Annotated in this window: 25 protein-coding genes; 15 read left to right on the plus strand and 10 right to left on the minus strand. The window is 62.7% G+C overall.

The window, feature by feature from the left end:
* Positions 1 to 30: 30 nt before the first annotated feature.
* Both xerD and K6N12_RS29140 read right to left on the minus strand, forming a co-directional pair.
* On the minus strand, positions 31 to 984 hold the full coding sequence (gene xerD, locus K6N12_RS29135; RefSeq protein ID WP_131711803.1) for a site-specific tyrosine recombinase XerD: 954 nt from the start codon (positions 982 to 984) through the stop codon (positions 31 to 33).
* 7 nt (positions 985 to 991) lie between these two features.
* Positions 992 to 1,168: a hypothetical protein gene (locus K6N12_RS29140; protein ID WP_003589926.1), complete on the minus strand. Its 177-nt coding sequence runs from the start codon at positions 1,166 to 1,168 to the stop codon at positions 992 to 994.
* Positions 1,169 to 1,316: 148 nt separating this feature from the next.
* Between K6N12_RS29140 and K6N12_RS29145 the strand changes: the two genes are divergently transcribed.
* Genes K6N12_RS29145 through K6N12_RS29155 form a run of 3 tightly spaced genes read left to right on the plus strand, consistent with a single transcriptional unit; the run spans position 1,317 to position 4,344 of the window.
* Positions 1,317 to 1,907 carry a shikimate kinase gene (locus K6N12_RS29145; protein ID WP_097629630.1) on the plus strand — a complete coding sequence of 197 codons (591 nt, stop codon included), beginning with the start codon at positions 1,317 to 1,319 and terminating at the stop codon, positions 1,905 to 1,907.
* Positions 1,904 to 3,034 carry a 3-dehydroquinate synthase gene (gene aroB / locus K6N12_RS29150; protein ID WP_097629631.1) on the plus strand — a complete coding sequence of 377 codons (1,131 nt, stop codon included), beginning with the start codon at positions 1,904 to 1,906 and terminating at the stop codon, positions 3,032 to 3,034. Before K6N12_RS29145 ends, aroB begins: the two co-directional genes overlap by 4 nt.
* On the plus strand, positions 3,034 to 4,344 hold the full coding sequence (locus K6N12_RS29155) for an HlyC/CorC family transporter (protein WP_097629632.1): 1,311 nt from the start codon (positions 3,034 to 3,036) through the stop codon (positions 4,342 to 4,344). Before aroB ends, K6N12_RS29155 begins: the two co-directional genes overlap by 1 nt.
* Before the next feature lie 42 nt (positions 4,345 to 4,386).
* On the opposite strand, the gene K6N12_RS29160 is transcribed toward K6N12_RS29155, so the two are convergent.
* The gene (locus K6N12_RS29160) at positions 4,387 to 4,668 is read right to left on the minus strand and encodes a BolA family protein (RefSeq protein ID WP_097629633.1); all 282 of its coding nucleotides are present in this window, start codon (positions 4,666 to 4,668) and stop codon (positions 4,387 to 4,389) included.
* Between the two features lie 102 nt (positions 4,669 to 4,770).
* Between K6N12_RS29160 and K6N12_RS29165 the strand changes: the two genes are divergently transcribed.
* The 5 genes from K6N12_RS29165 (at position 4,771) to K6N12_RS29185 (ending at position 10,275) form a co-directional block, all read left to right on the plus strand.
* Entirely contained in the window at positions 4,771 to 5,388 is a 618-nt protein-coding gene (locus K6N12_RS29165) for a J domain-containing protein (protein ID WP_097629634.1), read from the plus strand.
* Between the two features lie 309 nt (positions 5,389 to 5,697).
* Entirely contained in the window at positions 5,698 to 6,690 is a 993-nt protein-coding gene (gene cobS / locus K6N12_RS29170) for a cobaltochelatase subunit CobS (protein ID WP_003589933.1), read from the plus strand.
* Between the two features lie 12 nt (positions 6,691 to 6,702).
* The gene (cobT, locus tag K6N12_RS29175) at positions 6,703 to 8,604 is read left to right on the plus strand and encodes a cobaltochelatase subunit CobT (RefSeq protein ID WP_097629635.1); all 1,902 of its coding nucleotides are present in this window, start codon (positions 6,703 to 6,705) and stop codon (positions 8,602 to 8,604) included.
* Between the two features lie 24 nt (positions 8,605 to 8,628).
* Entirely contained in the window at positions 8,629 to 9,651 is a 1,023-nt protein-coding gene (locus K6N12_RS29180; protein WP_097629636.1) for an esterase-like activity of phytase family protein, read from the plus strand.
* Positions 9,652 to 9,708: 57 nt separating this feature from the next.
* Positions 9,709 to 10,275, plus strand: a complete 567-nt coding sequence (locus tag K6N12_RS29185) for an ATP-binding protein (RefSeq protein ID WP_097629637.1) — start codon at positions 9,709 to 9,711, stop codon at positions 10,273 to 10,275.
* 6 nt (positions 10,276 to 10,281) lie between these two features.
* On the opposite strand, the gene K6N12_RS29190 is transcribed toward K6N12_RS29185, so the two are convergent.
* The 3 genes from K6N12_RS29190 to K6N12_RS29200 form a co-directional block, all read right to left on the minus strand.
* Positions 10,282 to 10,917 carry a VUT family protein gene (locus tag K6N12_RS29190; protein WP_012559138.1) on the minus strand — a complete coding sequence of 212 codons (636 nt, stop codon included), beginning with the start codon at positions 10,915 to 10,917 and terminating at the stop codon, positions 10,282 to 10,284.
* Between the two features lie 112 nt (positions 10,918 to 11,029).
* Positions 11,030 to 11,329 carry a 50S ribosomal protein L28 gene (rpmB, locus tag K6N12_RS29195; RefSeq protein ID WP_003589938.1) on the minus strand — a complete coding sequence of 100 codons (300 nt, stop codon included), beginning with the start codon at positions 11,327 to 11,329 and terminating at the stop codon, positions 11,030 to 11,032.
* A 7-nt stretch (positions 11,330 to 11,336) separates the two neighbouring features.
* Positions 11,337 to 11,573 carry a hypothetical protein gene (locus K6N12_RS29200; RefSeq protein ID WP_131711804.1) on the minus strand — a complete coding sequence of 79 codons (237 nt, stop codon included), beginning with the start codon at positions 11,571 to 11,573 and terminating at the stop codon, positions 11,337 to 11,339.
* Between K6N12_RS29200 and K6N12_RS29205 the strand changes: the two genes are divergently transcribed.
* Together K6N12_RS29205 and yddG are read left to right on the plus strand one after the other, a co-directional pair.
* Positions 11,572 to 12,348 (plus strand): DUF3108 domain-containing protein, encoded by a 777-nt coding sequence (locus K6N12_RS29205; RefSeq protein WP_097629638.1) that lies wholly within the window; start codon positions 11,572 to 11,574, stop codon positions 12,346 to 12,348. The two genes, K6N12_RS29200 and K6N12_RS29205, sit on opposite strands and share 2 nt — an antisense overlap.
* Before the next feature lie 31 nt (positions 12,349 to 12,379).
* Entirely contained in the window at positions 12,380 to 13,270 is an 891-nt protein-coding gene (yddG, locus tag K6N12_RS29210; protein ID WP_097629639.1) for an aromatic amino acid exporter YddG, read from the plus strand.
* Positions 13,271 to 13,272: 2 nt separating this feature from the next.
* Here the strand turns inward: yddG and K6N12_RS29215 are convergent, their stop codons facing one another.
* Positions 13,273 to 13,695, minus strand: a complete 423-nt coding sequence (locus K6N12_RS29215) for a cupin domain-containing protein (protein WP_097629640.1) — start codon at positions 13,693 to 13,695, stop codon at positions 13,273 to 13,275.
* Complete coding sequence (gloB, locus tag K6N12_RS29220; RefSeq protein ID WP_097629655.1) at positions 13,695 to 14,465, minus strand: hydroxyacylglutathione hydrolase; 771 nt, start codon at positions 14,463 to 14,465, stop codon at positions 13,695 to 13,697. The genes K6N12_RS29215 and gloB overlap by 1 nt, the downstream gene beginning before the upstream one ends.
* Positions 14,466 to 14,518: 53 nt before the next feature.
* Between gloB and K6N12_RS29225 the strand changes: the two genes are divergently transcribed.
* From K6N12_RS29225 to K6N12_RS29240, 4 genes are all read left to right on the plus strand, one after another.
* Positions 14,519 to 15,295, plus strand: coding sequence for a class I SAM-dependent methyltransferase (locus tag K6N12_RS29225; RefSeq protein WP_003589943.1), 777 nt, complete (start codon positions 14,519 to 14,521; stop codon positions 15,293 to 15,295).
* A gap of 90 nt (positions 15,296 to 15,385) precedes the next feature.
* On the plus strand, positions 15,386 to 16,483 hold the full coding sequence (hisC, locus tag K6N12_RS29230; protein WP_179867196.1) for a histidinol-phosphate transaminase: 1,098 nt from the start codon (positions 15,386 to 15,388) through the stop codon (positions 16,481 to 16,483).
* Positions 16,480 to 17,406 (plus strand): prephenate/arogenate dehydrogenase family protein, encoded by a 927-nt coding sequence (locus K6N12_RS29235; protein ID WP_097629642.1) that lies wholly within the window; start codon positions 16,480 to 16,482, stop codon positions 17,404 to 17,406. Before hisC ends, K6N12_RS29235 begins: the two co-directional genes overlap by 4 nt.
* A 2-nt stretch (positions 17,407 to 17,408) precedes the next feature.
* Positions 17,409 to 17,828 carry a GNAT family N-acetyltransferase gene (locus K6N12_RS29240; protein WP_097629643.1) on the plus strand — a complete coding sequence of 140 codons (420 nt, stop codon included), beginning with the start codon at positions 17,409 to 17,411 and terminating at the stop codon, positions 17,826 to 17,828.
* Positions 17,829 to 17,924: 96 nt separating this feature from the next.
* On the opposite strand, the gene K6N12_RS29245 is transcribed toward K6N12_RS29240, so the two are convergent.
* Positions 17,925 to 18,941, minus strand: coding sequence for a DUF2125 domain-containing protein (locus K6N12_RS29245; RefSeq protein ID WP_097629644.1), 1,017 nt, complete (start codon positions 18,939 to 18,941; stop codon positions 17,925 to 17,927).
* Positions 18,942 to 18,991: 50 nt separating this feature from the next.
* On the opposite strand from K6N12_RS29245, the gene K6N12_RS29250 reads away from it, so the two are divergent.
* Entirely contained in the window at positions 18,992 to 19,522 is a 531-nt protein-coding gene (locus tag K6N12_RS29250; RefSeq protein ID WP_097629645.1) for a gamma-glutamylcyclotransferase, read from the plus strand.
* Positions 19,523 to 19,524: 2 nt separating this feature from the next.
* Here the strand turns inward: K6N12_RS29250 and K6N12_RS29255 are convergent, their stop codons facing one another.
* Positions 19,525 to 20,322 carry a lysophospholipid acyltransferase family protein gene (locus K6N12_RS29255; RefSeq protein WP_097629646.1) on the minus strand — a complete coding sequence of 266 codons (798 nt, stop codon included), beginning with the start codon at positions 20,320 to 20,322 and terminating at the stop codon, positions 19,525 to 19,527.
* Between the last annotated feature and the right edge of the window lie 75 nt (positions 20,323 to 20,397).

The following is a 20,397-nucleotide window of genomic DNA, read 5'->3' on the forward strand; positions in this document are numbered from 1 at the left end:
TTTTCCTGGCTCCGCCCCTTGTCGCCGGTCCTATTCGTGCTTTTTCGCCTGTTTGGCAAGGGGGTGATGCGTCTGGACGAGCTGCTGCAGCCTCTCTTCGAGGACATGCGTGTAAATCTGTGTGGTCGAAATGTCCGAATGGCCGAGGAGTTCCTGCACGACGCGCAGGTCGGCGCCGTTGGCAAGCAGGTGGCTGGCAAAGGCGTGTCGCATCACATGTGGCGAGATCATCGACGGTGTCAGGCCGGCGCGGATCGCCAGGTTTTTCAGGTCGCGGGCGAAAACCTGGCGGGGCAGATAGCCCTCCCTCGAGGCGGCGGGAAACAGCCAGGGGCTTTCCTGCGGATCCTTGGCCGCGGCATTTTCCACCGCCAGCAGGCGGCCGTAGGATTTCAGCGCCGATATCGCCGATTGCGACAGCGGCACCAGCCGTTCCTTGTTGCCCTTGCCGCGGATCATCAGGAAACGCCCTTCCTGATCGAGCACGCGGGCAGGAAGCGAAACCAGTTCACTGACGCGCATGCCGGTGGCATAGAGCAGCTCCAGCAGCGCCAGCATGCGCAGGCGCTGCAACTGGCCAGGCGCTGCATCGCCTGCCTCGGCCTCAGCTTGGGAAAGCAGCTTGCCGACCTCCTCGACACCCATCGTCTTCGGCAGCGGACGGCCTTTCTTCGGCGCGTCGAGAATGCCGGTGGGGTCGTCGGTCCTCAGCCCCTCGGCATAAAGGAACTTGTAGAACTGCCGCATGGCGGCAAGCCGGCGCGCCTGGGAAGAGGCTTTGAAGCCCTTTCGGGCGAGCGAGGCGAGATAGGCGGCCAGATCGGCGGAAGCGGCTTCGGTCAGCCGCACGCTGCGGCCGTTCAAGAAGGCGTGGACGTCGTCGAGGTCGCGCTCATAGGATTGCAGCGTGTTGACGGCAGCACCGCGCTCGGCGCTCATCATCTCCAGGAAGGATTCCACATGGACGCGGCTCAGATCCACCATATGCCGGTCACTTCCTGGTCGTGTTGATCGTGCCCGTCGCTGGCGGATTGACCCGCTCGGACGGAATACGGATGGTCACGTCGCGCGGCTCGGGCTCGACAAAGGTCACAAGCGCCCACATCGCTCCGTAGACCGTCCCGGCGAGGATCGCGCAGACGAACAGAAAACGGAACAGGGTCGGCATCCGGCAACTCCTTCATGCTCTGCTTCTGTTATAAGAAGCGTATCTGCAAGTGCAAGAAGCGCTATTCAAGCCATGATTCCCTTGTCCGCGACTTGACGCTCCAGCTGCATTTGTCGATACGGTTTGCAAACAAAGTGTGAATGGACCGATGAGTGAACCACTGCTGACCGTTGCTGACAGCTTGAAAGGCAGAGCTCGCGCCGCGCTCGGTTCACGCAATCTGATCCTCGTCGGGCTGATGGGTGCGGGGAAATCCGCCGTCGGCCGCATCGTCGCCAGCCAGCTCGGCATTCCCTTCATCGACAGCGACCACGAAATAGAGCGCGTGTCGCGCATGACGATCCCCGAACTTTTCGCAGCCTATGGCGAGGATGAATTCCGGGCGCTGGAAACGCGGGTGATGAAGCGGCTGTTAAAGGGCGGGCCGCGGGTCGTCTCCACCGGCGGCGGCGCCTTCATCAACGAGCGGACGCGCAGGCATATCATGAAAGGTGGCGTCTCCGTCTGGCTGAAGGCCGATCTCGACGTGCTCTGGGAGCGGGTCAATAAACGCGACAACCGTCCCCTGCTCAAGACCGAAAACCCCAAGCAGACGCTCGAAGGCCTGATGAATGCGCGCTACCCGATCTATGCGCAGGCCGACCTCACCGTGCTCTCGCGCGACGTGCGCAAGGAAATCATGGCCGACGAGGTGCTGAAGGCGATGATCGAAGCTCAAAAGGAAAATGCAGCGTCATGAATGCGATACCCTCCGCCTCCGCCATCCAGACGGTGCACGTGCCGCTCGGCGAGCGCGCCTACGACATCCTGATCGGGCCGGGGCTGATCGCGCGGGCCGGCGCCGAGATCGCCTCTCGCCTCAAGGGCCGCAAGGCGGCTGTCGTCACCGACGAAAATGTCGCGCCGCTCTATCTCAAGGCGCTCGTCGCCAGTCTCGATGAAGCGGGCATCGCCTCGGCTGCGGTCGTCCTGCCGGCCGGCGAGAAGACCAAAAGCTTCGAGCATCTGATGACCGCCTGCGACAAGGTGCTCGAAGCCCGCGTCGAGCGTAACGATTGCGTCATCGCGCTCGGTGGCGGCGTCATCGGCGATCTCTCGGGATTTGCGGCCGGCATCGTGCGGCGCGGCGTGCGCTTCGTGCAGCTGCCGACCTCGCTTCTGGCGCAGGTCGATTCCTCCGTCGGCGGCAAGACCGGCATCAATTCCCGCCACGGCAAGAACCTGATCGGCGTCTTCCATCAGCCGGATCTGGTTCTGGCCGATACCGATGTACTGAATACGCTGAGCGAGCGCGAATTCCGCGCCGGTTACGCCGAGGTTGCCAAATACGGGCTGATCGACAAGCCGGATTTCTTCGCCTGGCTGGAAGCCAACTGGAAGGCGGTTTTTGCAGGCGGCTCCGCCCGCATCGAGGCGATTGCCGGCAGCTGCCAGGCGAAGGCCGATGTCGTCGTTGCCGACGAGCGCGAGAACGGCCAGCGGGCGCTGCTCAATCTCGGCCATACGTTCGGCCATGCGCTGGAGGCGGCGACCGCCTATGACAGCTCCCGTCTCGTGCATGGCGAGGGCGTCTCGATCGGCATGGTGCTGGCGCATGAATTCTCCGCGCGGATGAACCTTGCAAGCCCCGACGATGCGCGTCGCGTCGAGCGGCATCTGCAAGAGGTCGGCCTTCCGACCCGGATGTCCGACATTCCGGGCGCGCTGCCGCCGCCTGAAACGCTGATGGATGCAATCGCCCAGGACAAGAAGGTCAAGAGCGGCAGGCTCACCTTCATCCTGACGCGCGGCATCGGCCAATCCTTCGTTGCCGACGACGTTCCCGCCTCCGAGGTGATCAGCTTTCTCAGGGAAAAACACCCCTAATGACCGTCGAAGGCGCTCTGGCATTTCTTGCGACATATTGGCCGGAGATCCTTTCGATCACGGCGCTCGTGCTGATGTCCGCCTTCTTTTCCGGCTCGGAAACCGCGCTGACCGCGGTTTCGCGCAGCCGTATCCATACGCTTGAAGTCAACGGCGACGAACGCGCCGGCATCGTCCGGCAGCTGATCGAGCGGCGCGACCGGCTGATCGGCGCGCTGTTGATCGGCAACAATCTCGCCAATATCCTCTCCTCCTCGATTGCTACCAGCCTGTTCCTCGGGCTGTTCGGCAGTTCCGGCGTGGCGCTGGCGACGCTCGCCATGACCGTCATCCTGGTCATCTTCGCCGAAGTGCTGCCGAAGAGCTGGGCGATTTCGACACCCGACCGTTTCGCGCTTGCCATCGCCGTACCGGCTAGGCTCTTCGTTCTCGTCGTCGGTCCGATCTCTTCCTTCGTCAATGCGATCGTCCGGCGGATCCTGGCGCTGTTCGGCATCAACCTCTCGCGGGAGGTATCGATGCTGACGGCGCATGAGGAGCTGCGCGGTGCCGTCGACCTCCTGCACCGCGAGGGATCGGTGGTGAAGGCCGACCGCGACCGGCTGGGCGGCGTGCTCGATCTCGGCGAGCTCGAACTCTCCGACATCATGGTCCACCGCACGGCAATGCGGGCGATCAACGCCGACGATCCGCCTGAGGCGGTGGTGCGCGCCATTCTCGAAAGTCCCTATACGCGCATGCCTTTGTGGCGGGGCACGATCGACAACATCATCGGCGTCGTTCATGCCAAGGATCTGCTGCGGGCGCTGGCCGAACCGAACATGGAACCGCAGAACCTCGATATCGTGAAGATCGCGCAGAAGCCATGGTTCGTGCCCGACAGCACCAACCTCGAAGACCAGCTCAACGCCTTCCTGCGCCGCAAGCAGCATTTCGCCGTCGTCGTCGACGAATATGGCGAGGTGCAGGGCATCGTCACGCTCGAGGATATTCTCGAGGAAATCGTCGGTGACATTTCCGACGAGCACGATATCGAGATCCAGGGTGTGCGCCAGGAGGCCGACGGTTCGGTCGTCGTCGACGGCGGCGTGCCGATCCGCGACTTGAACCGCGCGCTCGACTGGAACCTGCCCGACGAGGAGGCGACGACGATTGCCGGCCTGGTCATCCATGAATCGATGACCATTCCGGAAGAGCGCCAGGCCTTCACCTTTTACGGCAAGCGTTTCATCGTCATGAAGCGTGAGAAGAACCGCATCACCAAGCTGCGCATCCGCCCCGCCGGGGAAGACGGCGCAAAACCGGTCTGACCCGGCTTGGACTATCGGCGATCAGTCTCCATATAGGCTTTGTTACCAGCGGGTCGGCTCATTCGGTGCTGCCGGTTCGACGGCCAGCGCATGCAGGCCGGCATCGAGTTCCGGTTTCAAGAGGTCGGTGATCGCCCGGTGACGCGCCAGTCGCGACATGCCGGCGAATTTGGCAGAGACGATCCTCACCCGCATATGGGTTTCGCCGGTGCCGGTGATGTCGGGCTGATGGCCGGCATGCAGATGGCTTTCGTCGACGACGCTCAGGCGCTCCGGCGCGAAGGCTTCGACTAGTTTTTCTTCGATGCGGGTTCGCAGGGTCATCGTCCGGTCTTGCTTCGCGAAAAAGGTTCCCACCAAGCCAGCAACAAACCCGTTTGTCAATTCTTGTTGTCGCCTCGCGACAGCCTCATAATTAGCACCACCATGAGACTTGATTCCAAATATTTCGATCGCATCCGAACACGCCGCAAACGCGAGCAGGAGACAGAGCAGGCGCCGCCTACCTGTCAATGGGATGGCTGCGACAAAAAAGGCTCGCATCGCGCTCCTGTCGGACGCAATGCGGAAGGCCAGTTCTTTTTGTTCTGCTTCGAGCACGTCAAGGACTACAACAAGGGCTACAATTATTTCTCCGGTCTGTCGGACGGCGAGATCGCCCGCTACCAGAAAGAAGCGATCACCGGCCACCGGCCGACCTGGACCGTCGGCGTCAACAAGTCGGCGAAGGACAGTCCGCTGCATTCGGAGGTCCGCTCCGGCGCCTATAGCCGCGTTCGCGATCCCTTCGGCTTCGTCAAGGAAGGCGGCAAGGGCAGCGGGCCGCGGTTTCCCCAGGCGCGCAAGCTGAAATCGCTGGAAACCAAGGCCTTCGATACGATGGGTCTCGATGGCAATGCGACCTCGGCGGAGATCAAGAGCCGCTACAAGGAGCTGGTCAAGAAGCACCATCCTGACGCCAATGGCGGCGACCGCGGCTCGGAGGAGCGTTTCCGCGCCGTCATCCAGGCCTATCAATTGTTGAAGCAGAACGGTTTTTGTTAGTTCCCGTCCTTGCTCTTGGGCTTCAATCGGGTATGGTCCAAATCGGCTGAGGCCGCAGGCAAACGCGGCTCATATTTGTGCGTTTTCCCGACATCGCCTCCGCCGACCTTCCGGACGCGGCGTTTCTTGTCCGGGACTCTTTCAAGAATGCTCGCACGCGGTCATTATCCCGCCGAGGTTTCGTTTCAGTCCCGGAGAAGCATCGCCGACGTTCCGACCTGGACGGGCGCGGAATAAAATCGCGGCGTCACGGTTGCGACATGGCCTGAGACAGTATGGCCGGGTGGCATCACCCGCCTTGGAGACATGATGAGCAAGATCGACCTCGATATATCTGAACTGCCCGATACCACCGTTTCGGTCCGCGAGGCCTTCGGCATCGATTCCGACATCCGCGTTCCCGCCTACAGCAAGGGCGACGCCTATGTGCCGGACCTCGACACCGATTACCTCTTCGACCGCGACACGACGCTCGCCATTCTTGCAGGCTTCGCCCATAACCGCCGCGTGATGATCTCCGGCTATCACGGCACCGGCAAGTCCTCGCATATCGAGCAGGTCGCGGCGCGGCTCAACTGGCCCTGCGTGCGCATCAACCTCGACAGCCATGTCAGCCGTATCGATCTCGTCGGCAAGGATGCCATCGTCGTCAAGGATGGGCTGCAGGTCACCGAATTCAAGGACGGCATCCTGCCTTGGGCCTATCAGCACAATGTGGCGCTGGTCTTCGACGAATATGATGCCGGCCGCCCCGATGTGATGTTCGTTATCCAGCGCGTGCTGGAATCTTCCGGCCGCCTGACATTGCTCGACCAGAGCCGCGTCATCCGGCCGCACCCGGCCTTCCGCCTGTTTGCGACCGCCAATACGATCGGTCTCGGCGACACCACGGGCCTCTATCACGGCACGCAGCAGATCAACCAGGCGCAGATGGACCGCTGGTCGATCGTCACGACGCTGAACTATCTGCCGCATGATCACGAAGTGAATATCGTCGCCGCCAAGGTGAAGAGCTTCGGCAAGGACAGGGAAGGCCGCGACACCGTTTCGAAGATGGTTCGTGTCGCCGATCTGACGCGCGCTGCCTTCATGAACGGTGATCTCTCCACCGTCATGAGCCCACGTACCGTCATCACCTGGGCCGAGAATGCCGAGATCTTCGGGGATCTCGCCTTCGCCTTCCGCGTCACCTTCCTCAACAAGTGCGACGAGCTGGAGCGGCCTCTGGTCGCCGAGCACTATCAGCGGGCCTTCGGCGTCGAGCTGAAGGAAAGTGCCGCCAATATCGTTCTCGGAGCCTGAGACCGACCGATCATGGCAGCTCGCGGTGACAATTCGAAAGCAAAGCCCGGCGCTCCCGTCGACGTCGAGCCATTGCGCCGGGCGATATCCGGCTGCGTGCGCTCGGTCGCCGGCGACGGCGATGTCGAGGTGACCTTCGCCAACGAACGTCCTGGCATGACCGGCGAGCGCATCCGGCTGCCGGAGCTTTCCAAGCGGCCGACGGCGCATGAGCTGGCGGTCACCCGCGGGCTCGGCGATTCCATGGCGCTCCGCCTTGCCTGCCATGACGAGAAGATGCACGCGACGATGGCGCCGCAGGGCTCGGATGCCCGGGCGATCTTCGATGTCGTCGAGCAGGCGCGCGTCGAATCGATCGGCGCGCTGCGTATGGAGGGCATGGCGACCAACCTGCGCTCCATGACCGAAGAGAAATATTCCAAGGCGAACTTCACCGGCATCGAGCGTCAGGAAGACGCACCGGTCGGCGAAGCCGTTGCGATGATGGTGCGCGAGAAGCTGACCGGCCAGCGTCCGCCGGCCTCCGCCGGCAAGGTGCTCGACCTCTGGCGCGGCTTCATCGAGGAAAAGGCGGGGGCCGAACTCGACAATCTGTCGGGCGCGATCAATGACCAGCAGGCCTTCGCCAAGGTCATCCGCAACATGCTGTCGGCCATGGAAATGGCCGAGGAATACGGCGACGATGACAAAGACGCCGACAATGACGACCAGTCGGATCAGGAAGACCAGCCGAGCGGCGACGAGCAGGATCAGGACGAGGTCGACGAGGATGCCGGCACCGATGCCGCCCCGGTCGAAGACAGCGAAGTCGCCGACGAGCAGATTGAAGACGGTGAGACCGAAGGCGCCGAAATCTCCGACGACGACATGATGGAAGAGGGCGAGGACGATTCGGAAACGCCGGGCGAGACCCGCCGTCCGAACACGCCCTTTGCCGATTTCAACGAGAAGGTCGATTATCACGTCTTTACCGAAGAGTTCGACGAGATCATCACCGCCGAGGAACTCTGCGATGCCGCCGAACTCGAGCGCCTGCGCGCCTTCCTCGACAAGCAGCTGGCGCATCTGCAGGGCGCGGTCGGCCGTCTCGCCAACCGGCTGCAGCGCCGCCTGATGGCGCAGCAGAACCGCTCCTGGGATTTCGACCTGGAAGAGGGTTATCTCGATCCGGCCCGGCTGCAGCGCATCATCATCGATCCGATGCAGGCGCTGTCCTTCAAGATGGAGCGCGACACGCAGTTCCGTGACACGGTCGTCACCCTGCTGATCGACAATTCCGGCTCGATGCGCGGCCGGCCGATCACGGTTGCCGCCACCTGCGCCGATATTCTCGCCCGCACGCTGGAGCGCTGCGGCGTCAAGGTCGAGATCCTCGGCTTCACCACCAAGGCCTGGAAGGGCGGGCAGGCGCGGGAAAGCTGGCTTGCCGGCGGCAAACCCCAGACGCCGGGCCGTCTCAACGACCTGCGCCACATCATCTACAAATCGGCCGATGCGCCGTGGCGGCGGGCACGCGCCAATCTCGGGCTGATGATGCGCGAGGGCCTGCTCAAGGAAAATATCGACGGTGAAGCGCTGATCTGGGCGCATAACCGCCTGCTCGCACGCCGCGAACAGCGCCGCATCCTGATGATGATCTCGGACGGGGCGCCGGTCGACGATTCGACGCTGTCGGTCAATCCGGGCAATTATCTCGAGCGGCACCTGCGCGCCGTCATCGAACAGATCGAGACACGCTCGCCGGTAGAATTGCTGGCCATCGGCATCGGTCACGACGTGACGCGCTACTATCGCCGCGCCGTGACGATCGTCGATGCCGACGAACTTGCCGGCGCGATGACCGAACAGCTCGCCTCGCTGTTCGAAGACCAATCCACCCAGCCGCGTGGCGGCCGGCTCCGTCGTGCCGGCTGACGCCGCTGGAAGGAATCGCCCGGAATGACCGCCAGGCGCCTCGGCCGCCTGGCGGCGATCGTCCTCAGCATCGCCGCCGCAGGCGCTTACCCCGCATGGGCGGGTGACGTGCCGGTCATTAGCCGGCAAATCTCCGATTTCAGGATCGGCTCTTCGGAGACGCGCTTCGGTCCGCTGGAATTTCTCGGCGGGCTGGAGATGGTGTCCAGCAAAGCGCTGTTCGGCTCGCTCTCCTCCATCCGCTTCCGGCCGGACCAGAAACATTTCGTCGTGGTCCTCGATACCGGCCAATGGCTGACCGGCAGCATCGAGCGCGACATCAAGGGCAGGCTTTCCGGCCTTTCCAATGTCGAGATCACCGCGATGAAAAACAGCGCCGGGCGCAGCTTCGAGGGCAAGGGGCATATGGATGCCGAGGGCCTGGCGTTTGATGGCGGCAGGGTCCTGGTCTCCTTCGAGCAGGATCACCGCGTCGATGTCTATCCCGATCCGGGTTTTGCCCAATCCGGCGCAATCGCCACTTTGCCGATTCTCATTCCGCGCAAGATGCTGAGCGACAACCGCGGTATCGAGACCATCACGGTAGCGCCGGCATCGAGCCCGCTCAAGGGCGGCGTGGTCATCGTCTCCGAACGTGGTCTCGACAGCGACGGCAACCGGCTGGCGGCCATTCTGAGTGGGCCGCTGAAGGGGCGGTTTGCGGTCGCGCGCGACGGCAGCTTCGACGTCACCGATGGCGCCTTTCTGCCGAACGGCGACCTGCTGCTGCTGGAGCGCCGCTTCAACATGGCCGAAGGCATAGGCATGCGCCTTCGACGCGTCAAGGGCGCCGATATCAAGCCCGGAGCCGTCGTCGACGGCGAACTTTTGCTCGAAGGCAATTTCAACTCGCAGATCGACAATATGGAAGGGCTCGACGCCTTCCAGGCCGCCGACGGCACGACCCATATCATCCTGGTGTCGGACGACAATCATTCGATCCTGCAGCGCAATCTGATGCTGGAGTTCCGGCTTTCCGAACCGGCCGAACACAAAGCGTCAAACTGATGTCACAGGTCTCGGCTATTCCGCCCGCGGCATCGGAGCTGGCTTGCGGAGGAAATCATGGTGCATATTCACGTCATGGGCGCGTCCGGTTCCGGCACGACATCGCTCGGCCTTGTGCTCGCCGAGAGGCTCGATATCGCCCATCTCGACACCGACGATTTCTTCTGGCTGCCGACCGATCCGCCGTTCACGACGCCGAGGGATGCCGACCAGCGCATCCGGCTGCTGCTCGAGGAGACGGGCCGGCCGGGTGGCTGGGTGCTTTCCGGATCGGCGCTGAAATGGGGCGTGCCGCTCGAGCCGCTCTACGATCTGATCGTCTTCCTCAGGATCGCGCCGGAGCTTCGGATGGCGCGGATTCGCGCCCGGGAGGTCGCCCGGTACGGAGACAGAATCGGGCCGGGCGGCGACATGGAGGTAAAAAGCGGGCAATTCCTCGAATGGGCGGCAAGTTACGACACGGCCGGGCCCGAACGCCGCAGTCTTTGCGCGCATGAGCAATGGCTGGAAACGCAGACGGCGCCGGTGCTGCGGCTCGATTCATCGCATGAGGTCGACAACCTGGCTGCGCAGGTTCTTCTGCATCCGGCCATCGCCGCCGGAGCGGTCCGGCGGCGTTCGTGAGTTGAATCAGCTGGCGCGGGCAGCCTGCATCGGCCGCAGCACGTTCATCAGCGCGCCATAGGGCAGGAGCATGACGAGGCCGACGATCATCTTGACGGCGAAATCGCCGATCGCCCAGGAGATCCAGCGCGGCGCTTCGGTGGCGAAGACGCCGAGGACGGGAGCTGCCTCAAGCGCGAAGGGCTCGTTCGGGCCGAGGAAGACGAAAAACGCGGCGAAGGACAGCGAGAAGAACATCACCGTATCGAGTGCCGAACCGATCAGCGAGCCGACGAGCGGCGCGCGCCACCAGGCTTGGCGGCGGAGGCGGTTGAAGACGGCGATATCGAGCAGCTGGCCGGCGAGATAGGCCGAACCGGAGGCAATGGCGATACGCGGCGCCGAGGTGAAGAAGGACAGCGTCACGCCGACGACGAAGCCGGCAAAGACGACCTTGCGGGCTGCTTGCGGGCCGAACTGGCGGTTGGTCAGATCGGTGATCAGGAAGGCGACCGGATAGGAAAAGGCGCCCCAGGTCAGGATATCGGCAAGGTTGATGCCGGCGACTTCGGCGTTCAGCGGAAACTGGACGAGGAAGTTGGAGGCGACGACGACGAGCGTCATCAGCGCGACATAGGCGATGGTATAGCGGGTCTTCAGCATTTTTTTATCCTGGGTGATGCCACCAGTTGGAGAGATGGACCAGCAAAACAAAAGGCTTGAGCGGAGGTCATCCGTGCAAGCCTTTCGAAGCCGTATGAAAGAAGGCGGAAGCTTAGGCAGCAACAGCCGCTTCGGCGGTCTTCTTGACGATCTGGCGGCGCAGCAGGCGTGCGCGCATCGACAGCTCGGTTTCGCTGGCCTTCAGCAGGAAGGCATCGAGGCCGCCACGATGCTCGACCGAACGAAGGGCAGCGGCCGAAACGCGAAGACGGTAACGCTGGTTGAGAGCGTCGGAAATCAGCGTGACCTGGCACAGGTTCGGCAGGAACCGGCGCTTGGTCTTGTTGTTGGCATGGCTGACATTGTTACCAGTCAGGACGGCCTTGCCGGTCAATTCGCACACGCGGGACATGGAACACCTATTCTTGTTTTTCTCGGGCCATCGAATTGCCATTCCCGGCAAAACCAGGCGCGCAATCCAACGGGCATGATTGGAAAGTTGCGGTTCTATAGTCAGACAGGCTGGCCGCGTCAAGCCAAACCTTGGGCTTTCCCGCAATTCTGTCAAAAAGCTGCTGTTTTCTTCCCATCAAGGCAGGAGTATAGAGCGCTCTGGCAAAGGCTGCCGGCGCGCGGCAAGACAAGGCTTCACTCATGGCTCATTCGGGCAGACGGATTTTCATTTCGGCCATCGCAGCGCTGCTTGCCATACCGGCATCGGCGGCCGAAATCCAGCATCGGACGGAATACCGGGTGACGCTTGCCGGCCTGCCGATCGCGCGCGCCGCGTTTCTGACAAAGATCGAGGACGATCACAGCTATAACATTGCCGGCAGCATCAACTCGGCCGGTCTTGCCGATCTGGTAACGACGATTTCGGCCAAAACCAGCGTCACCGGCGTCGTGCGCAACGACAGGCTGCAGGCGCAAAATTATTCGCTCTACTACAAGAGCGGTAAAAAAGCCCGCGTCTACGAGGTCAGCTACCGCGACGGCAACATCGTCTCGGCGACGACGACACCGCCGCCGAAGCGTCCGAAGAACTGGATCGACGTGACGCCGCGCGATATGCGCTCGGTGCTCGATCCGATCTCCGGCCTGGTCTTCACCGGCGACACCAAGGTCTGCTCGCAGACGCTGCCGATCTTCGACGGCGAGACGCGCATGGATCTGGTGCTGTCGCCGAAGGGCGACGAGGACTTTTCGACCAACGGCTTCAAGGGCAAGGCGGTCGTCTGCGGCGTACGCTTCGTGCCGCGCTCGGGCTACAAGAAGGGCCGCAAGGACATCGTCTATCTCAGCAAGAGCGACCGGATGGAAATCTGGTTTGCCAAGTCGGACGCGGCAAATGTATACGCTCCCGTCTATGTGCGCATTCCCACCGAATATGGGATGGTGACGATCACGGCCGTCAAATACGGCAGCAGCTGACGGAGTTCATGCCTCCGTCAAAGGGGGACGGGTGAAACTTCGCGCGACATTGATCGGTTTTACCGCGATCCTGATGTGGTCGTTCCTGGCGCTGTTTACGGCCGCTTCCGGCAAGATGCCGCCGTTCCAGCTTTCGGCCGTCTGCTTTGCGATCGGCAGCCTTCCCGGCCTCGCCGTGCTTGTCGCCAACCCGGCGCGGCTGGCACTGCTGAAGCAGCCGGCCAAGGCCTGGATCATCGGCATCTCAGGGTTGTTCGGCTATCATTTCCTCTATTTTACCGCGCTCAGGAACGCACCGGCGGTGGAGGCGGGGCTGATCGCCTATCTCTGGCCGCTGCTGATCGTCGTCGGCTCGGCGCTGCTGCCGGGCGAGCGGCTGCGCTGGTATCATGTAGCCGGCGCCCTTGCCGGGCTTTGCGGCACCTTCCTGATCGTCGGCCGCAACGGCATCGATTTCAACGGCGCCTATTCCGTCGGTTACGCCGCCGCTTTCCTCTGCGCCTTCACCTGGTCCGGTTATTCGCTGCTGACCCGGCGCTTCGACGCCGTCTCCACCGATGTCGTCACCGGCTTCTGCCTGGCAACCTCGATCCTGTCGCTCATCTGCCATCTCGGCCTGGAGACGACCGTCTGGCCGGCCACGCCTTTTGAATGGCTCGCCGTCGCCGAGCTCGGGCTCCTACCGGTCGGTGCCGCCTTCTACGCCTGGGACCACGGCGTCAAGAACGGTGATATCCAGATCCTCGGCGCGGCCAGTTATGCCGCACCGCTGCTGTCGACGCTGATCCTGACGCTGTTCGGCTTTGCCGAGCCGAGCTGGCGCATCGCGCTTGCCTGCCTGCTCGTCACCGGCGGCGCGGCGCTGGCTGCTCGGGATATGTTCCGCCGCAAAACTCAAGTGCAGCCTGCGGCGGCGGAATGAGCTCAGCCGCCGGGCGTCCAGCCTGCTGGCGCCATCTCGAAGCTCGAAAATTCGAAGCCGGGTGAGACGGTGCATCCCACCAGGGTAAAATCGCCGAGGCTTTCGGCCGCTTGCCACCAATTAGCGGGAACGATCGCCTGCGGCCGTTCGCCGGCCGCCAGGTTTGTTCCGAGCGTCAGGGTCTCGCTTGTCGTTCCGTCTGCAGAGCGGTGCAGCGAGAGCGGCGCGCCGGCGTAATAATGCCAGACCTCCACCGCGTCGTGGACGCGATGCCAGTGCGAGCGCTGCCCTTCGGTCAGGAGGTAATAGATCGCCGTCGAATGGCCGCGTTCTCCGCCCGCCGTATCGCGGAAGGTCTCAGCGTACCAGCCGCCTTCCGGATGCGGCTGCATGCCGAGTTCGCGGATGATGTCGTCAGGCGACATCAGAAATTGTCCTTGCGCTTGCGAATTTCGGCAAAGACTTCCTCATTGGTCTTGCCTTCCATCAGCAGATTGCGGCGGATCGCCGGATCGGCGGCGCGCAGGAACGGGTTGGTTTCCTTTTCCAGGCCCAGCGTCGTCGGAATGGTGAATTTGCCGTCGGCGCGCAAGGCCTCGATCTCGGCGGCACGGCCCTTCAGCCGTTCGTTGCTGGGGTCGACTGTCAGTGCGAAGCGGGCGTTGGACAAAGTGTATTCGTGGCCGAAATAGATGGCGGTCTCATCGGGCAGCACGGCAAGCTTCTGCAGCGAATGCCACATGTCGGCGGCGGGACGTTCGAACAGCCGGCCGCAGCCGAGGGCAAACAGCGTGTCGGCGGCAAAGAGCAGCTTGTCGTCGACGAAGTGATAGCAGATATGGCCGGCGGTGTGGCCGGGTGTCTCGATGACGTTGATCGTGTGATCGCCGAAAAGGAAGCTGTCGCCATCGGCCATCGTCCGGTCGAGGCCGGGAATGGCAATGGCTTCGTTGATCGGGCCGATAATCTCGCAGCCGAACTGCTCCTTCAGCGCCAGATTGGCAGCGACATGGTCGGTGTGGTGGTGGGTGGTGAAGATATGGGTAATCTTCCAGCCGCGGCGTGTCGCCGCTTCCAGCATCGGCGCCTCCTCCGGCGCGTCGATCGCTGCGGTAAATCCTGTTTCCGGGTCGTGGACGAGAACGCCGAAATTGTCGGTGCGGCAGAGAAAAACGTCCAATTCCAAAGGTTTCATCGTGCAATAGTCCCTTGTCATGCGAGTCTCGCGGAAATGTAGAGGGTCCGGCCTTGAAGTCCAACCGCCCGCTGATAACATTTGTCGCAATGCACGCCGATATCGTCGACCTACGCCAGTTCTACCACTCCGAGCTCGGGCGTCTTGCCGAGCAGTCGATCGCCATGGCGTTGTCGTCGCTCTGGGTGCGGCTGCCGCAGGAGCGGCTGGTCGGCCTCGGCTACGCCGTGCCCTTCCTCGACCGCTTCCAGGCCGACACCGAGCGGACCTTCGCCTTCATGCCGGCCGGGCAGGGCGCGGTAAACTGGCCGATGGGCTCGCTCTCGTCGACAACACTGGTCTTCGACGAGGAATTGCCGCTGCCGGATTCCTCGATCGATCGGGTGCTGATGGTGCATTCGCTGGAATTTGCCGAAAGCCCGCGCGAGACGCTGAAGGAACTCTGGCGGGTGCTGGCGCCGGGCGGACGGCTTGTCATCGTCGTGCCGAACCGGCGCGGCGTCTGGGCGCGGATGGAACATACGCCGTTTGGCTCGGGCCGGCCCTATTCCCGCGGGCAGTTGACGGCTCTGCTGCGCGAGACGAATTTCACCCCCGGCGCGACGGCCGAAGCGCTGTTCTTCCCGCCCTCGAAGCTCAGGACCATCCTGCGGCTTCGACGCGCCTTCGAGCGGATCGGGCGGACCCTGTGGCCGGCCTTCTCGGGCGTCATCATCGTCGAGGCGCAGAAGCGGCTCTATCAGGGGCTGCCGGTTGCCGCACGCGCCTCACGCCGCGTCTTCGTGCCGGTTCTGGCACCCCATGGCGTGCCGACCACACGCAATCGCTGACGCCCTCCCGGCTCTCGACAAGAACGGCATTCCGCTTTAATGCCACGTGGTCATTTCCGGCAATTCCAAGGTCGACCCATGAGCGTTGAGATGAGCAAGCCCGTTCCGCGTCCCGGTATTCTCGATATCGCATCCTATGTGCCGGGCAAGGAACATGCGCCGGGAGTTGCCCGGGTCTACAAGCTTTCGTCCAACGAAACGCCGCTCGGCGCCAGCCCGAAGGCGATCGAAGCCTGCAAGGCGGCTGCCAACCATCTGGGGCGTTATCCCGACGGGCAGGCGGTGGAATTGCGCGAGGCGATCGCCGCCGTGCACGGCCTCAACCCGGCAAACATCCTCTGCGGCAACGGTTCCGACGAGCTGCTCGGCCTGCTCTGCCATGTCTATCTCGGCGCTGGCGACGAGGGCATCATCACCGAGCACGGTTTCCTCGTCTACAAGATCCAGATCCAGGGCGCCGGGGCCACGCCTGTCGTCGTCAGGGAAAAGGATCACACCGTCGATGTCGATGCGATCCTTGCCGCGGTGACGGGGAAGACGAAGATCGTCTTCATCGCCAATCCCGGCAATCCGACAGGCACCTATGTTCCGGTCAGCGAGATCCGCCGCCTGCAGGCCGGGCTGCCGAAACATGTCGTCCTGGTGCTCGATGCGGCTTACGCCGAATATGTGCGCCGCAACGATTATGAAGCCGGCATCGAGGTCGTGTCTTCCAATGCCAACGTGGTGATGACCCGCACCTTCTCGAAGGCCTACGGACTGGCGGCGCTGCGCGTCGGCTGGATGTATGCGCCGGCCGAGATCGTCGACGCGGTGAACCGCGTGCGCGGGCCCTTCAATCTGAACGCGCCGGCAATCGCCGCCGGGGCCGCGGCCATCCGCGACCAGGCCTTCGTCCAGCAGGCCATCTCTTTCAACCAGATGTGGGTGGAAACGCTTACCCAGGCACTCGAAAAGATCGGTCTGAAGGTGACGCCGTCGGTCGCCAATTTCGTCCTCATTCATTTCCCCGAGATCGAAGGCAAGCGCGCCGCCGATGCCGACGATCTGCTGACTAGCCGCGGTTACATTCTGCGCGCCGTGCGCAGCTACGGCTTTTCCAATGCGCTGCGCATGAGCATCGGCCCCGAAGAGGCCAACCGCGGCGTCATCGCCGCACTCACCGAATTCATGGGACACAAGGCATGAACGTGCAGTTCGATCGTATCGCGCTGATCGGCATCGGCCTGATCGGCTCTTCGCTCGCCCACGATATCCGGCGGCTCGGCCTCGCCAGAGAGATCGTCGTCGCCACTCGCAGCCCCGAAACGCTGAAGCGTGCCGAAGAGCTTGGCCTCGGTGACCGCTACACGACCTCTTCGGCGGATGCGGTCGAGGGTGCCGATCTGGTGATTGTCTCGGTGCCGGTCGGCGCTTCGGAAAGTGTGGCGAAAGAGATCGCGGCAAGCTTGAAGCCCGGAGCGATCGTCACCGATGTCGGCTCCACCAAGGCCTCGGTCATCGCGCAGATGCAGCCGCATATTCCGGCCGGTGTGCATTTCATTCCCGGCCATCCACTGGCCGGCACCGAAAAATCCGGCCCGGATGCCGGCTTTCCCGGTCTTTTCGAAAGCCGCTGGTGCATCTTCACGCCGGTCGCAGGCACCGATGAAACAGCACTGAAACGGCTGCGTGGCTTCTGGGAGACGCTCGGCTCCAAAGTCGATGAAATGGATGCGCAGCATCACGACAAGGTGCTGGCGATCGTCTCTCATCTGCCGCATCTGATAGCCTACAATATCGTCGGCACGGCCGACGATCTGGAGACCGTGACGGAATCGGAAGTCATCAAGTATTCTGCGTCCGGATTTCGCGATTTCACCCGCCTTGCGGCCTCCGACCCGACCATGTGGCGCGATGTCTGCCTGCACAATCGCGATGCGATCCTGGAAATGCTGGCGCGTTTCTCGGAAGATCTCGCCTATTTGCAGCGCGCGATCCGCTGGGGCGAAGGCGACAAGATTTTCGAACTCTTCACCCGTACCCGCGCCATCCGTCGCTCGATCGTTCAGGCAGGCCAGGATGTGGATGCACCCGATTTCGGCCGGCCGCATCCACTGGAAAAGAAATAGCGATGGTGGAAATCGCGAAGCCCGGCCTAACCGACAAGGACTGGCTGTTTCGCGAGGACGATCATGTGGGCAAACAGTGGGTCTTGCGCTGTATCGATCTCGGCGAATACTTCGTCGCCCGCGAACAAGGTGAGATTGTCGGCTTCCTGCGGTTTTCCCGCTTCTGGGGCAGGATTCCCTATCTGGAAATGATCCGTGTGCAGGAAGGCCATCGCCGGTCCGGTGTCGGTACGGCGCTTTATCGCGCCTGGGAAGGTGAGATGCGTGAGAGCGGCGCGCGTCTGCTGATGACATCGAGTGAATGCGACGAAAGCCGTCCACAGGACTGGCATCGCCGCAACGGTTTTTCCGAAACCGGATCGATCGAGCTGCCCGGCATCCAGACGGTGCCGGAAATCTTCTTCCTCAAGAAACTTGACTAAAGAGCGTCGCATCAAATTTGATTCATGCGATGCGCTTTAGCCCTTTGTATTGCATGTCGTTGTCCGGGACCGCTGCACGCTTCCGGGCGACATGCATTAGATCGGCGGAATCCGGCCGAGCGGGATGAAGCCGCTGACGGTGGCGTTGCCGCGATCGACAACGAGATCGACGGAGACCTTGTCCTTGCCGCCGGCCAGCGACTGCAGTAGCTTCGTCGCCGTCTTGACCGTCGGGGCGATATCCGGGAAGGCCTGTTTCAGGCTGTCGCCCCAGGGGCCGAGCTGTTCGATCTCCAGCTTGAATTTTCCCGAGAGCAGACCGTGCTCGTCGACGGAGAAGGGACCGGTAAGCGTCATCACCTTGCCGTCGCCGATGTCGGCGACGATGCGGCGCAGTTCGCCGGCGGCACCATTGAGGCCGCTCGGGTCGCTGCCGTCGATCAGGCCGGCCTTGCCGGCGATGGTCAGATCGACGCTGGCAGAGAATTTCGGGAAGATCTGCGGCCAGTCCTTGATCGCCGTATTCGCATCCTGCACGGAGATTGCGCCGTCCAGATCGGCCCCGTTCTGGCGCAGATGGATCTCGGTGCGAGCCGCATCGAAGCTGATGGTCTGGCCAGTATAGGAGGAAACCGCGGTCGCCTTCAGGCCCTCGATCACGGTCGAGCTGCGATTGATGCCCTGCAGTTTGGTCGCCAGACTCGCCTGCAGATTTGCCCATTGGGCCGAGATCGAAAGGCCGTTGCTGGTGCGGATTTCAGCCGGCGAATCGAGCTCCCAGACGATATTGCCGGGCGCATAGACCTGGGCTGCCGAACGCAACGCGCCAAAGGTGGCGGAGACGCCGTTGGCAGTGTCGTCGACATCGATCTTCGAGCAGAACAGCCCAATACGGAAAGGATAGCCGCGGAATTCGATATCGGAGCATTCGCCGCTGACGCCTGCCTGATCGCGCGGCGCGATCGCCTTCAGCACCGTGGTCTTCAACGCCGAGGCCGCATAGAACCAGCCGCCGGTATAAAGCGCGATCACCAGGAGGATGCCGCCGCCCAGCAGCCAGAATTTCTTACCGCTGCCGGATTGGCTGCTACCGGATTGGCTTGACGCTGCCATGATGTTCTCCAATGGTGAATCGCAAATGTGATTCCGGTCTGGCGTGCGATATGGACGAATTTTGGGTATTTGGCTACGGTTCGCTGATGTGGAATCCGGGCTTCGAATTCACGGAGCGGGCAGAGGCTCTGATCTACGGCTACAGGCGCTCGCTCTGCGTCCGCTCCTTCGTCCATCGCGGCACGCGCGACAATCCGGGCCTGGTTCTCGGCCTCGACAGGGGCGGCGCCTGCCGCGGCATGGCGTTCCGCATTTCCCCGGAAAAATGGGATGAGGTGATCGATTATCTCCGCGCCCGCGAGCTGGTGACCAATGTCTACCTGGAGCGCCGGGTGCAGCTGCAGCTTGCCGGCCGGCGCCGGATGGAGGCGGTGACTTACATCGCTGATCGCGACCACGAGCAATATGCCGGCACGCTCGACGCGCTTGCGGCGGCGCGGGTGGTGAACGAGGCCAAGGGTCAGTCAGGCCCCAACGACGCCTATGTCTTCAACACGCTGGCGCATCTGCGGCAGATGGGCATTCGCGACCATTGGCTTGAACAGGTCGTCGGCGAAGTGGAGCGGCTGCGCGCCGTGTGACTTCAGGCGGTCGCCGCCTTCAGCTTACGAAGCTCCGCTACCCTTTCGACCGCAGTCGGCGGCAGCGGCACATGCGGGTTAGCCTCGACGGTTTCGAGCAGAAGCTCGTCGCTTGCCCGCTCCGATACCTCGATCAGATGGGCGAAAAACGCGTCCGGATCCATTCCCGGCATGATCGGCGGCAGGATTCTCACCTTGAAATGGCCGGGATAACGACGAATGCTCCGGCGCGGCCAGAACAGTCCGGGATGCATGACGATCGGCACCACGGGGATGGCGAGATCGCGATACATGCGAGCGATGCCGTATTTATAGACCGGCTCGGCGCCCGGCGGACGGCGGGTGCCCTCGGGATAGATGATCAGCTGGCGGCCGGTCGAAAGCTCTTCCTTCGTGCGCTTCAGCACCTCCACCATCACCTTGCCGCGGGCTCCGCGATCGACCGGGATTACCCGCTGCTTCTTGGCATACCAGCCGAACAGCGGAATCCACATCAGTTCGCGCTTGAGAATGTAGACCGGGTCTTTCAGCCAGGGCAGCAGGGCATAGGTATCCCAGAAGGACTGGTGCTTCGGCGCCAGGATATAGCTGCCTTCCGGCAGGTTCTCCAAGCCTTCGATCTCGAAGGTGGTGCCGACGATCACCCGCATCAGCCAATGGTTGGAGCGCGCCCAGTTTTTCGGGATCGCATAGGCGGTCAGGCGCGGCGCCAGGAAATAATAGGGCGAGAGCACGATCATCCTGATGATGAGGTTGGCGTAGAAGATCATGTTGAAGAGGACGGAACGCAGGGCGATCATGAAACTTTCCCGAGGCATGCTCACGCGACCGGCCTACACGATATTGCCCGTCATAAAAAGCGTTTGATTCCGCCT

The organism is Rhizobium redzepovicii, assembly GCF_019793435.1.
GTDB lineage: Bacteria > Pseudomonadota > Alphaproteobacteria > Rhizobiales > Rhizobiaceae > Rhizobium > Rhizobium redzepovicii.